General features: G+C 32.9%; 13 protein-coding genes. 4 read left to right on the top strand and 9 right to left on the bottom strand.

The genetic code is table 11. The features are described from left to right. Window positions 1-54: 54 nt before the first annotated feature. On the bottom strand, window positions 55-585 hold the full coding sequence (locus H6622_06065; protein ID MCB9061068.1) for an Rrf2 family transcriptional regulator: 531 nt from the start codon (window positions 583-585) through the stop codon (window positions 55-57). Window positions 586-958: 373 nt separating this feature from the next. On the opposite strand from H6622_06065, the gene H6622_06070 reads away from it, so the two are divergent. Further along, window positions 959-2,449 (top strand): ATP-grasp domain-containing protein, encoded by a 1,491-nt coding sequence (locus H6622_06070; protein MCB9061069.1) that lies wholly within the window; start codon window positions 959-961, stop codon window positions 2,447-2,449. A 237-nt stretch (window positions 2,450-2,686) separates the two neighbouring features. On the opposite strand, the gene rfaD is transcribed toward H6622_06070, so the two are convergent. The 3 genes from rfaD to tatC are packed head-to-tail and all read right to left on the bottom strand — an operon-like array spanning window position 2,687 to window position 4,871. Further along, window positions 2,687-3,640, bottom strand: a complete 954-nt coding sequence (gene rfaD, locus H6622_06075) for an ADP-glyceromanno-heptose 6-epimerase (protein MCB9061070.1) — start codon at window positions 3,638-3,640, stop codon at window positions 2,687-2,689. Further along, on the bottom strand, window positions 3,637-4,122 hold the full coding sequence (locus H6622_06080; protein ID MCB9061071.1) for a DUF4149 domain-containing protein: 486 nt from the start codon (window positions 4,120-4,122) through the stop codon (window positions 3,637-3,639). The genes rfaD and H6622_06080 overlap by 4 nt, the downstream gene beginning before the upstream one ends. Before the next feature lie 11 nt (window positions 4,123-4,133). Beyond that, complete coding sequence (tatC, locus tag H6622_06085) at window positions 4,134-4,871, bottom strand: twin-arginine translocase subunit TatC (protein MCB9061072.1); 738 nt, start codon at window positions 4,869-4,871, stop codon at window positions 4,134-4,136. Window positions 4,872-5,032: 161 nt separating this feature from the next. Between tatC and H6622_06090 the strand changes: the two genes are divergently transcribed. Beyond that, the gene (locus tag H6622_06090; GenBank protein MCB9061073.1) at window positions 5,033-5,674 is read left to right on the top strand and encodes a hypothetical protein; all 642 of its coding nucleotides are present in this window, start codon (window positions 5,033-5,035) and stop codon (window positions 5,672-5,674) included. Here H6622_06090 and H6622_06095 read toward each other — a convergent pair. Both H6622_06095 and map read right to left on the bottom strand, forming a co-directional pair. Then, window positions 5,660-6,487, bottom strand: a complete 828-nt coding sequence (locus H6622_06095) for a (2Fe-2S)-binding protein (protein ID MCB9061074.1) — start codon at window positions 6,485-6,487, stop codon at window positions 5,660-5,662. The genes H6622_06090 and H6622_06095 overlap by 15 nt on opposite strands. Next, complete coding sequence (gene map, locus H6622_06100) at window positions 6,474-7,283, bottom strand: type I methionyl aminopeptidase (protein ID MCB9061075.1); 810 nt, start codon at window positions 7,281-7,283, stop codon at window positions 6,474-6,476. Before map ends, H6622_06095 begins: the two co-directional genes overlap by 14 nt. 95 nt (window positions 7,284-7,378) lie before the next feature. Between map and H6622_06105 the strand changes: the two genes are divergently transcribed. Together H6622_06105 and H6622_06110 are read left to right on the top strand one after the other, a co-directional pair. Beyond that, complete coding sequence (locus tag H6622_06105) at window positions 7,379-8,044, top strand: leucyl/phenylalanyl-tRNA--protein transferase (protein ID MCB9061076.1); 666 nt, start codon at window positions 7,379-7,381, stop codon at window positions 8,042-8,044. 90 nt (window positions 8,045-8,134) lie between these two features. Further along, on the top strand, window positions 8,135-10,747 hold the full coding sequence (locus tag H6622_06110) for a hypothetical protein (GenBank protein MCB9061077.1): 2,613 nt from the start codon (window positions 8,135-8,137) through the stop codon (window positions 10,745-10,747). 8 nt (window positions 10,748-10,755) lie between these two features. Here H6622_06110 and H6622_06115 read toward each other — a convergent pair whose 3' ends face one another. The 3 genes from H6622_06115 to nuoB all read right to left on the bottom strand — a co-directional run bounded on the left by H6622_06115 (window position 10,756) and on the right by nuoB (window position 13,455). Continuing rightward, complete coding sequence (locus tag H6622_06115; GenBank protein ID MCB9061078.1) at window positions 10,756-11,160, bottom strand: 4Fe-4S binding protein; 405 nt, start codon at window positions 11,158-11,160, stop codon at window positions 10,756-10,758. Between the two features lie 91 nt (window positions 11,161-11,251). Further along, window positions 11,252-12,913: an NADH-quinone oxidoreductase subunit C gene (locus H6622_06120; GenBank protein MCB9061079.1), complete on the bottom strand. Its 1,662-nt coding sequence runs from the start codon at window positions 12,911-12,913 to the stop codon at window positions 11,252-11,254. Next, entirely contained in the window at window positions 12,910-13,455 is a 546-nt protein-coding gene (gene nuoB, locus H6622_06125) for an NADH-quinone oxidoreductase subunit NuoB (protein ID MCB9061080.1), read from the bottom strand. The genes H6622_06120 and nuoB overlap by 4 nt, the downstream gene beginning before the upstream one ends. Window positions 13,456-13,515 lie beyond the last annotated feature (60 nt).

Consider the following 13,515-nt stretch of genomic DNA (forward strand, 5'->3'; position numbering starts at 1 on the left):
AAAAAAAGATGTCACTCATTTTTTTAGTGACATCCTTAATTGAGATTTTCAAAATTATTGATTTATTTCGCCAAGAGGTCCTCTAATAATTGACTCTGAAATATTTTCAGAATTGGCAGCACTAACAATCTCTGCAGATTGAGCAGTCTCTTCTACTTGTGGTATCTCAATTGTATTTGCTTTTCTTGTTAAATCACCAAGAGTTGTAGTTGTAAGGTATTCTCTCATAATAATTCCAAGATTTTCAAAATAATCACGAGATAAATGATATTCTACAGTATTTGCACTTTCAGCTTCAGTTCCAATTATGTCTTTGGCCGGATTAATATTTTCTCCAACACAGTCTAAAACGTCTTTTACTGAAATTTCATCCATAGATCTAGCTAAAACATAGCCGCCACCTGGTCCACGAACAGACTTAACAACTTGACCATTTCTTAACTTTCTAAACAATTGTTCAAGATAGTGAAGTGAAATGTTCTGTCTGTTTGAAATTTCTTGAAGTCTGACAGGGTTTCCATTTGATTTAGCAGTTAGATCAAGCATTGCTCTTACTGCATAACGGCCTTTAGATGTAAGTCTCATAATATCCTCCATAAAGTGATGGTTACTTTCCTTAGTTCCCGCGACACAACAATTGTAAACTATTCGTGTCTACAATTAAGTTACAAAAATATTATCATGCTGAAGAAACAGCTAAGTCAACTACCGTATGACGCTATTAATAGAGTTTTTCTGTCGCTCAACAAAAAAAAATACAAAAATCTCATATATTCAACAACTTATAGGTGCATTTTGTTTAAAAATTAGGCCATCATTTATTATTCCCCCTAACATCTGATGAAATACATCGGCATTTTATTCCGACTTCTTTACTATATTTTATTCATCTTCGTATTTTCAAACTCTTCACCACGTGTTAAACCAGTCGCTTCAAAATAAAAAGGGTAGAATAGCTGTGAAAATTCTTATTATCTTACTTCTTACAACAAACTTCTTATGTGCTCAAACTAGTGACCAAAAAAAGACGTTCAAAGATTCATTGCGATCTTTGCTTGCAAAAGAAGAACCTTACAAAAAAGAACCAATTACTTTGAAAGGAGACACTTTTCTTAATTGTGAAGAGCAGCTACTCGGGCAAAAGTTAAAGACTGTAGTGGGAGTAGATCACTATGGTTCGGGAAATAGGCTTGTTGAAATGTTCGAACATCTTGGTTATAAGTTTCTTCACATTGAGTCAAATCCAACTCATCCCACTATTTATACACATGCAATTGAAAAATTTCGCTCGGCGTTTAAGATTAATTATATATACGATAAAGATTGGGACAAAATGATTTCAATGCTTGAAGAGCAAGATATTGCATTTGTCCTAGCTGGAAGTGAATCCGGAGTTTTACTGGCCGATAAAATTGCTGAACGATTTAATACTGTACATAACGATACGCAATATTCAGAACTCAAAAGAAATAAATACCTTATGAATGAGGCCCTTAGGGATGCGGGGTTAGATGCCGTAAAACAAAAACTTACAGCTGATGTAAATGAGGCCCTTGAGTGGGTTACTGAAAACACAGAGTATCCAGTTATCGTAAAACCTTATGATGGCTGTGGAACAGTTGGGGTCAAAAAGTGCATGTCTCCTACAGAAGTGAGAAAGCATTTTAAGAAAGCGCTTTCTAGTAAAGGTGTTTACAATAAAATTCCTGATAAATTACTTATCCAAGAGTATTTGGAGGGCCCTGAATTTGTTCACAACACTGTTGGACAAGGTGGAAGACATATGACCTCTGATATTTGGGAATATGTTAAAAAACATCAAAAAGGTGCTACTGATATCTATGATTTGGATAAACTTCATCCGTACGAAGGAGATTTTCAATCACAGATAATTCCTTATGCCTTAGCTGCACTTAAGGCCATCCACTTAGATGAAGGTGCTTCACACATGGAGCTCAAATTAGTTCCAGGTAGAGGCCCTGTTATGATTGAAGTTGGTGCTCGAATGATGGGTTCTGATATGCCTCACCAATCATCTCCAGCTTTGTTAGAAGGTAGAAATCAACTCGATTTAATGGTCATTAAATATGATCACCCTGAGAGATTTGAAGAGATGCTCGATAATTATGAAGGTTACCATTTAAGAAAAAACATGATTTTTGTGACAGTGAACTCTCATACAAGTGGGCTTCGTTTTTCAGCAAAAGATTTTAATCAAGTTAAAGAACTCCCCTCTTATGTAGACTCTTGGGCAAAATACAAAGATGGTGAAAAAGTTCATAAAACGATAGACATGGAAACTCAAGTTGCCGAAATAATTCTGGCACATGAGTCTCGAGAACAACTTGAGGAAGACTATCAAAAAATAAGAAAGTGGGAGAAGAAAAAGTTTCTGCAAAAAGAATATTATATTTTCAAACTTTTTAAAAAAATATTTAAAAAAGAATAGTAACACTTTAGTGTTGAGCTGGCCCTCAAGTTCTTTTACTCAAAAAACATGAATATAATAAACTTATAATCGTTACAGCTATGAGTGGAAGAACAATTTCAAATAACAAGGGCCCACTTTTAGAAAAAATGTCTTGTATTCCAATCGTAGAGACTGAAACCGACCTCAATGGCAAAAAATATTAGCGATTGGCATCAAAAGTAAAAAGGTCTAATTTGATAATTTGATAATTTGATCTTATTTATTTAAATATTTTCTCACATAATCATTTACACCCTCTTCGAGAGAATGAAATTTAAATTCAGGAAGGACTTTTTTAAATTTTTCCATTTTTGCTTCTGTAAAATACTGGTATTGATCACGTAACTCTAATGGCATAGGGATAAACTCAATATTAACTTCCCTATCCATCGCTACAAACGTAGCAACAATCAGATCATAAAAACTTCTGGCACAACCTGTACCTAAATTATAGATACCACTATATATGGGATTAGAAGTTTCTATAAGCTCTCTCATGGCCCTGGTTACGTCTTTTACATAGATAAAATCTCTAAGCTGTTTGCCATCTTCAAATCCCTCTTTGTGAGATTTGAATAGTTTGACTTTTCCACTCTCAAGAATCTGTTGATGTCCTTTATTAACAAGGGATCTCATCTCATGTTTATGACTTTCACGAGGGCCATAAACATTAAAAAACTTAAGTCCAAACCAAATAGGAGGAGTTTTTTCTTGTTCTAAAACCCACAGATCCATTTCTTGTTTTGATTTACCATAGAAATTGAGTGGGCATAATTCAGACATCTTTGAATGGTCATCATCGTATCCTTTTTCTCCAGCACCATAGGTTGCCGCAGAGCTGGCATAGACTAAAGGAATTTGAAACTGTGAGGCCTTTTGAAATATTTTCTGTGAGTATTCAATGTTATTTTCTTTTAAGTAATTCCAGTTTCTCTCTGTTGTTGAAGAACATGCACCCATATGAAATATTTTTGAAAATGACTGCCAAACATCATCAGTTAATTCCCACATTTCATGAATGGAAATTAATTTCTCATACTTTATATCTTCAATATTTTTTAACTTCGTATTGTCTACATCATCAATTAAAAAAAGTTTTTCTCCAGCGTCGCTTAATTCTTTGGCCAAAACACTGCCTATAAAACCTGCGGCCCCTGTGATTAAAATCATGTTGTTTCCCTTAATTTTCTTGCATCAAAAAATAAAAACAATATTAGAATCACTAGAAAAACAATTTTCCCCGAATCCATCTTAATATAGAGACTGTGAAAATAATCAAGTGACTGAGATGAGATTTCATAAGTTTTGATTAACTCTCCAACAAGTTTCATCTCTTCTAACTTTTTAAGTTCACCTGTAAATGCTGTTATTTTTGGAATAATAATATAAAAATATCCACCTAGACCAGTACCTAGAACTAAGAGAGGAAGAATATATTTCCACTTTTTTTTAAGAAAAAATGCAGTAAAAATTGCAAATGCACATAGAATTATTTCTGCATAAACATATTTTGAAAAAATAGATATCCCAACTTCTCCTGCTGAATAGAGTTCATTTAGTGTTCTAAAGACTGTAGGAACTGCAACAAAATCAACAAGCAATGTAGTTCCAAGCCACATACTTAGAACGAACATCATGATAACAATAGGCACGCTTGCTCCTTTTATGAGTATTGTTTTTCTAAAAAAGGATGTACAAAAATGGCCACACCAAGAACACCAATTTCATAGAGAATAACTAAGGGTATCCATAGAGCGGCCATTGTGAAAATATCAGGTGGTGTTAATACGGCCGAAAGTACAGCAAAACCAACAAGTACATACGGACGAATTTTTCTAAGAGAATATTTTGTCACTACTCCCATGTATCCCATGATTAAAAGAATATTAGGTAATTGAAAGATAATTCCCAAAAAAACCAAAACTTTAGATGCTAAAACGAGATAGTCTTTTAATCCAATAGTCGCTTGCACATTATCTACTCCAAATCCTAATAGAGTTTGAAATGTATATGGAAAGACAACAAAATGTCCAAAGCTCACTCCTAAACAAAAAAAGAGAAAGCCTATAAAAATAAAAGGTCTAATCACTTTGACTTCATAATCATGTAGTCCAGGTTTGATAAAACCCCATAATTGATAAAACCAAAAAGGAGAACTCACTAAAATTGAACTCCAGAAGGCCACTTGTAGTTGTGAAAGAATTTTATCGAGAAGCCCTAAATAAACGATTTGCCCTTCACCTCTTTGTGCAATAGCTTCTCTTAAGGGAGAAAGTAGAATTTCAGAAATTTCACTCCCCATGGCGTAACAAGCAAAAAAAGAAATTGTCAAAATATAGACAACCTTGATTACCCGACTTCTCAGCTCTTCTAAATGCTCAGTTAATGCCATTTCTTTCAAATTTACCTCTCAAGACACTGATTTTAATTGTAAAAATTGTGAAAACAATCGATTCAACCTCTTTACGTCATTGTCGATAAGTGTAATATACAGTGCGCGCATGACCTTATGACATACTATAATTGTCTTATGCACTTTGTAACTTGAAAAGGAAGAATTTTGTGAAAGTTTTGGCCATCTTTTTAACATTTTGCACCATCTGTTTGCGTTCATATTCTATGGATTGTGAAGAAAACAATTCTTTGCTGAATTGTTTAGGCCATGAGGAAGCTGAAATACATATTTCTAAACAAGACGGGCCTCATTACAGACTGAATCAAGAAATCATAAATCTCATTAAAAACGATCATCCCCTTCGTTTAAAAAAAGAATATTGCCAAAAGTTTTGCAGCTCAGATGGAGCAAGTAGAACAGTTAAAGTTTTAGAGGCCTCTCTCATTATTGGAAAAGACTTATTTATTCTTCATGATGAAACTTTGCCTGAAGGACAATGGAAAAATCTAGGAGTTGATAATTTATTATCTAGTGCTCCTCATATTTTTATGAATTATTTATCATCACTTAAACTTTATTTTGGCGATAATCCAAATTGTTTGGATAAATACATTCCTGAAATTGTTGCACTTCAAGACCAGATTAGAGATTTAGAAAGTGAGGTCTCTAGAGAATTTTTGCTAAATGAAAATAATAAAGATAAAGTCAGAAAGATTTTTAATAAATTACTTGGTAGAAAAAATGAAAATGAATCAACAAAAATCAATCTTGCCTATATAGTTCGTAAATGTAATTCAGAAAAGCACTAAGACTACATTAACATCAAGATTAAATTGTGTTGCAAAATTTTCCTTCAATTTCTTTTCAATTTTACTTTTCTCAATATCTGTAAATTTGTCTTTGCAAATTATTTTGATTTCACTGTTTGACGTATATGAAATAGACGGACAATCAACTTTAAAAAATATTTTACTGACATACAATGCTTTAAGATATTTATTGAGACTTATTAGAATTTCTTCACTTAACTCTAAATTTTCTTGTGGTAGTGTTTGAGCGATAATTTCTTCAATGTCTTCAACACAACTTGAACAACCACCACCAGCGAGTAAAAGATCGGTTACGTCCTTCGTATTTTTTACTTCACCAGAATTTATTTTTTCTTCAATCTGATCTCTAAAAACACCAAAGCAACGACAAATAAGAGAATTTGAACTCTGCCCTTCGAGATCACAAAGATTTGTCTCCTCCCCATTTAATTTAAAATGAATCTTTTTCATTAGAAATGAAGGCAGAAAGAGAAATGGTAAATTCCCTTCTTCGTAGAGGTCAATGAACTCAAAGTCTTGGCAAATCTGCTCCAAGTAGAGTGTAGAAAAATCAAATCTCAATGTTTCGGCGATAGATTTTTTTAGGCAAAATTGACAATATAATTCAAAGTAAGGAGTCCAAAGCTCATCTACAGAGTTATGTGAAATTGCTTTAATCTTTTTTAAATTATCCAATTCAACAGATAGTTCATAGTCATACTCCCACAGATTGTGTGAGCTTTTTGCATGTGGAAACTGAACGTGAGTTTTGTTAAATGTTGAATTTCTAAAAATCTCATTAAGTTGTGACATTTTTTTCAAGCTCTTGAACAAGTGAATTGATTTCTTCGAGCTCCATAGTTGGTTGAGTTAAAATTTCATTCCCGTCTTGTGTAACATAGATAGTGTGTTCAAATTGAGCAGAAATGAGTCCATCATCAGTAACAACAGTCCAATCATCTTCTAACACATGGCAATTTCTTGTTCCTAAATTAATCATGGGTTCAATTGTAAAGGTCATTCCTTCTTTAATTTCTATGCCAGTCCCTTTTTTTCCATAATGAACAACTTGAGGAGCTTCATGAAACTCCCTACCAATTCCATGTCCGCAATATTCTCTGACAACTGAATACTGATAAGAATGTGCAATTTCTTGAATAATAGCACCAATATCACCGAGCCTGGCACCTGGTTTTACTATTTTTATTGCCTCAAATAGACATTCTTTTGTCACTTCTACTAGTTTTTGGATTTCTGGGCGAACATTACCAATCAAAAATGTTTTATTCGTATCTCCATGAAAGTTGTTTAAATAAGTCGTCACATCAATATTAAGGATGTCTCCATCAAAAAGAGATTCATCATCTCTAGGAATACCATGGCATATTACTTCATTACGAGAAGTACATACAGATTTTGGAAATCCATGATAATTAAGTGGAGACGGGTAGGCCTTATTTAAAGTTATAAATTTATGACAAATATTATTAAGTTCACCTGTTGTAACACCAGGTTTAACAAACTGTTCAACATAAACCAAGGTATTGGCGGCCAGCTGGCAGCTTTTTCGCATTATTTCAATTTCTTCTTTCGTTTTTAAGTTTATCATGAATCTCACCTTAGAGAGGAATAGACCTCAAATTTCCTAATTAGTCAATGAAAGTAGATTATACTAGAATATTAAATAGTATTTAAGGGGTGTATATGGCCATCATTCAATTTCCACCTATAGAGTTAGCTGATAAGGACGGTCTTTTGGCCTTAGGCGGTGATTTAGAAGTTAACTCACTACTTTTTGCCTATAGGCAAGGGATATTTCCCTGGCCTATTTCGCAAGAGTTTCCTTTGGCCTGGTTTTGTCCTGATCCAAGAGGCGTTTTATTTGCAGATAATTTTCATGTTTCTCGAAGCTTTAGAAGATTTCTGAATACTACATCATATGAGGTAAAATTCAATTATGATTTCCGCTCGGTGATAGAAAATTGTGCAAACACCCAAAATCGTTCTGGGCCTGCAGGAACATGGATTACGCCAGAGTTGATCCAGGCCTATTGTCATATGTTTGAAATGGGTTATGCATATTCAGTTGAAGTTTACGACAAAGGTGAATTGGCAGGTGGTTTGTATGGAGTCTGTATAAATTATTTTATTTCAGGTGAATCTATGTTTTATAAAAAAGCAAACGCCTCTAAATTTGCCTTATATTTTCTTTTAGAAAAACTAAAACTAAGTGGCATTACATGGATTGATACTCAGATGGTGACGCCGGCAACACATAAACTTGGAGCGATAGAAATTAGTAGATCCGATTTTTTCTCTCTTTTAAACAAATCTCTTGAACGAAAAATAGATCGAGATGAACTTTTTTAATATTTCTGACAATATTGCTTTTTGATTTTTAGCGCATAGATTTGTTTAAAAATGCCGATAAGAAAATGTATCTTATTGGGAGAATATATTTTGAAAAATAATTTGTTTTATCTATTTATAATTTTTTTTAGTTTATCATGTGGAAAAAGAGAAATAATAAATACGAATCTTATCGATAAGACTGTCATTTATGGTTCAACCCAAGTCGCGATTATAGAAAGTGACAATGGTCCGAAGCAGGAAGTTTTTTTGCAATCAAGCAATAATCAGATATATAAAATCCAGTCCAAGAAATATTCAAACTTATTACCCAACGTCGAAACGATTATTTACTTAAATAATAGTGAAGCTACAAATGAATCTGAAAATTATTACATCTTATTAAAAGATGAAAATATTAAAGATATTCAGCAAAATACACTTTCGAAAGCAACATTACTTGGAGATGGTGAGATTATAAAATACAAAGTTGCCCTCGTTGCATTGTCTTATAACGATCTACAAGCTCCAGTTATCACTCCAGAATTTGCGGAACAATTTGAAAATATATTTGAAAATTCAGTTTGGAATAACTTTGATATCGAAGTTGAAATTATAGAAGGTAGAGTTAATAAAAATTATCCAGGCTGTCAAAATTGGTATGGAATTGGGAATGATGTCAGTCCTTTTGCAAGTGTGGGAAATAGTCCGAATCAGTTTAATCGAGTTGTTACGATTTTGGGAAATGGTGCAGGCAATGGATGCTGGGGTGGAATAGCTTTTCTTGCAAAGTACAATGAATATTCGATTGCAAAGTTAGTCAATGGAAGTTTTATCACTTATCCAGTCACGGCCCTTGTTTCTGGTTTGAATTTAGACATTGCAATACACGAACTAGGCCATACGATTGGACTTTCGCATTCAGGGAAAGAGAAAGGAAATCCTCCTGGTAGTATAAATTATAATTACGGTGATGATACTTGTATAATGGGAATAAGCAATCAAAAGTATAGGATGAATCCAATTAAATTAAGAAATCTTGACATTCTCTCTCCGGAAAGAGGTTATAAGTTGGCAGTGAAGAACAAAACATTCAGATTATATTCTATGGAAGAATTTGAAAATGGAAATGAGGTCTTCGATGGATCAAGTGTCATTTATTGGAATAGGCATTTTATTAGTTTTGCAAACCCCATTATTTCTAGTCAATATAAAAATCAAGTCTTAGTTCATAAGTATGCGACAGATGATATTGGATATACTACAAATAAACCCTCTTCTAATTTCATTGGAGGATTTAAGGAAGGAGACATATATTCTGATCCAGACTCTGATTTTGAAATGGTTGTAAAAAAATTTCACAATATTAATATACCTTATTTTGAAATCGAATTTAGAGGAAGTACATTAAGTGATCATGAGCCAGACTATGAAGAATGCACGCATGTCTATCATTCGGATTCGTTACAGGTTTTTCTTCCTAAAAGATTTGCGTATTCAAAGTCAGGTTCATTTTATGTAAGTTATACCCCTGAAGAAGTCATTGGAAAATGTAATCATCAACAAATTAGGGTCGAAATAGATAATCTAGATCAAAATATTAAAAATGAGCATCAAAATGAGCTTGCCATCGATTATAATAGTAGCTCTTTAAAAAGAGAGCTTGAATTTGTTTTTGATGAATATAAAATAACTTCTGATTTCAAGATAAAATTAAGTCTCTTCATTAACAATAGGTTTGTGAGATCAATCGTTAAAAATGTTACACCTGAAACTTGTAAGGATAGTAAAGATTGTATTTACAATCAAGAATGTTTACAGACACCAGGAATAACACAAATCTATGATTTTAATGGACGAGAGATTGGTGATAAAAAATTGGCCCATTTTTATTTGCACGATAACAAACCTTCGTTTTGTGGAGAATCGACCTATTCCCTATCGCTCCTTTCAAATAACAAAATCAGCACAGGTTTGGGCCCTGAAGATATTTCAATCATTACCGAAAATGAATTCTATAAGAGAAATTTTGCTGTCGAAAACCCTCAACTTATAAAATTAAGACCGGGAGAGGCAGTGAAAATACCGATAGAGTATTGGTTTAAAACAAATCAAAGTGTTAAAACGAACTCAGCGATTTGGTTTTCAATTAAAGATTTAACAGATGTTAATTTAACAGGAATAAATTCAATAATCTTCTTAAATAGTAATTATAAAGATCCTAATTCTCAATATTGGGATCCCAATCAGTTATTATTTCGTCATTTAAACATTAAAGAGTGTTCTGCTGAAATTGATCATCCAACATCCATAAACTTAAACAGTACTAAAATTTCACTTACAAGTGGAAAATTTGTACCAATTGAATTCTCAGATACTAAAAATGTTTTTTTAGGAAAAAATACACAAACAACAATTAAACATAGTGCTTCTGTATATGGTTCTAGTGGCCATGAAAGTTTATTAATTGAAGGGAATCCAAGTGTAATTATCGACGGAAATGTTGAAGAAATTCATCTACCTGGGAAACATACTGATTACAAGTTTTCACTTTCAAAAAAGGGAAGATTTGAAATTTCTTATCGATGTGAAATTGACTCATTTGTAACTTCATTCATTGGCGTAAATAAAAATGTTAAAATACTTTTTTCAAATGGTTTTACCTTTCTTTCAAAAAGACGTGTCTCATCGTATCACTTAGGAAACCTGGAAATTTCAAATTAAGTATAGTTTTACTTTAAGAGTCCTCTTAGTCCCTTACCACCATTTAAACTTTTGCGAAAAGCAAGTTCCTCAATTCCCCAGATGGCATCTTCTTTTTTGCGAATTATGGGTGGGAGCTCACTCGTTAAACGAATAGCATCCACAGGACATATTTCCTCACAAAATCCACAGTAAACACACTTAAGGATATCAATCTTGAAATCTAACGGAGGTCTCTGTTCATTTTTTAAAACATTATTTGTTTCAATATATAAACAATTGACAGGACAAACTGATAGACAAATTCCACATGAAATACAGCTTAATTCACTTTTTTCTGTTGTTGTTAGTGCGATTAATCCTCTATAGCGATTTGATGTACGATATTTTTCAAAAGGGTAAAAAATTAGAGGAGATTTTTGTTTTAATCTCATATAAAAAGTAAAATAAATTATCTCCTTAAAAAAAAACAGTATGGATGAAATTATTGATTTTTTATTAAAAAATATTCTTTTAATAATCATTTTATCGATCCATTTCAGAAGAATTTATATTAACAGAATTTAGGGCCAATCTTACTTCTTGTGGGTTAAGTCCTATTGATATTTTACTAAATGTTTGAAAATGATCAAATGACGGAGCTTTAATCTTTACCCTTTTTGGACTCTCTTTTCCGTCAGAAATGAGCGTCATGCCTAAAAGTCCATTACTTGATTCAATATGATGTACATAGATTCCCTCAGGGATACACATCGCCTCATTAATGACATAATTACTTTTGACAATTCTATCATCAAGTTCATTTGTTTGGTGATAGTTGAAAAATCTATCTAAAAAACTTTCTGTGACATGTGAAGTGGCCGGAAAGTTATCTAGAACTTGTGAAATAATCCTAATTGATTGTAAAATTTCTTCAACTCTCACTAAAAACCGATCATAGCTTGATCCATAAACACCTAGTGGAATTTCGAAATCAATATCGTCATAAAAGTAAAAAGGAAATTGTTTCCTTAAGTCAAAATTTATTCCTGTTGCTCTAAGTGTGGGCCCAGAAGCTCCTATTTTAACTGCTTCAGATGCATTAATAATTCCTCTTTTTGTCATTTCCATCCAACCACGAGATCTTACTAACTTTTTGTAGGTAGAAGCTACAACATTTTCAATTTTAAATAGTACTTCAAATGAAGAACTTACCCAGGCCTTAGGGAGTTGTTTTGAAAGACCTCCAATTCTATTCAGTGTCATCGTAAAACGATGACCTGAACATTTTTCATAGATTTCATGGATCATTTCTTTTGATAGGTAAAGATCATTTGATAGATCTGTAGCTCCAACTTCATAACACATGGATGCCAGGCTTTGTAAGTGATCACTTATTCTCGCAAATTCTATAAAGACCATACGTGCGGCCATTGTATAATCAGTAGGAGTTATTTTTAAAACTTTTTCAACTAGCTGAATCCATAATTCAGAATTTATAAATGCTGAATTAAAATTGAGTCGCTCAAGAAGATGGTTTGCAAACTGATATTTAATCGTTTGTAGTTGCTTTTCAATTCCCCTATGGACAAATCCTGCTCTGGGTCTCGCACTAATTATCTTATCCTCTTCAATTTCGCATACAATATCATAGGTCCCCTGAGAATGAGGACCTCTTAAAGAAATGTGACCTATATATGAATCTGATTGAATATCTAACACTGATTTTTGACTTTTAGTCTTAAAATTTTCAATTTCTGAAATTGTTAGATCTCCATTCGGATTAAAGCAATTTAAAAATGTTTTTTCATTGATATGATCAGGAATCAGTAGAGATGGTATACCTCTTGCATAGGTATCATACTGAACCCCAAACAGATCGTGCATTTCTCTTTCGTACCACCCTATGCTTGGAATTATTTCTCTTAGTCCAGGACATTGGCCATCATTGATTTCTACTACAATTAGCACGTAGATAGCATGTTCAAGTGAATAAAACTGATAATATGCTCTAAACAAGTCGCTTGAAGTTGAAGAATTGCCTAGATCTTCAACAAAATGGTCTACAAAATAATCTAATTTATATTTAGATTTTAAGATAAATATTTTTTCTCTGAGGACATCTTTAGATATATTTATTTTTGTAAAATTGTCTTGTGTTGATAGTGAGTCGCCAAACTCATTTTCTAATTGTTGGAAGATGTTCACAGTTCGGCCTTAATTTTTTCTTTAAGAGTTAGTACTCCTTCGATAATAGATTGCGGAGATGGTGGGCAACCAGGAATAAAGAGATCAATATTTATGTATTTTTCAATTGAATGAATTATATTTGGCCCATTAAAAGGTCCTCCACAAGAAGTACATGCACCCAATGCAATAACCCATTTAGGAGAGACCATTTTTTCATATATTCTTAAGAGGTAGGGCAACATTTTGGTGGTTATCGGACCTGAAATGATAAGTAAGTCCGACTCAGAAGGATCGACTTGCAGAAGTGCTGGAATAAATCTATCCATTTGATATCTTGGCCCACATGCTGAGATATATTCAAAGGAGCAACAAGCTGTTCCTATTGGCATTGGAGAAATCGTGTTTGTATTGGCCCACAATTCGATTCGTTTAAAAAAGCTATTTGCTCTAAATGTAGAACCAAGTTGACTTGTTTCTTCATTAGTTTCTGTAGATTCTATCATGGGAAGTATTTTAGGAAAGATTCTTTGGCCTGTCACTGATTTTAGAAATGTACTCATTGCACAAAAAAAACAGACTTATGAATGATTTTTGAAGATTGACATTTAAAACTAATTTGT

This window comes from Halobacteriovoraceae bacterium (assembly GCA_020635115.1).
In the GTDB taxonomy this organism is placed as follows: Bacteria; Bdellovibrionota; Bacteriovoracia; order Bacteriovoracales; family Bacteriovoracaceae; genus JACKAK01.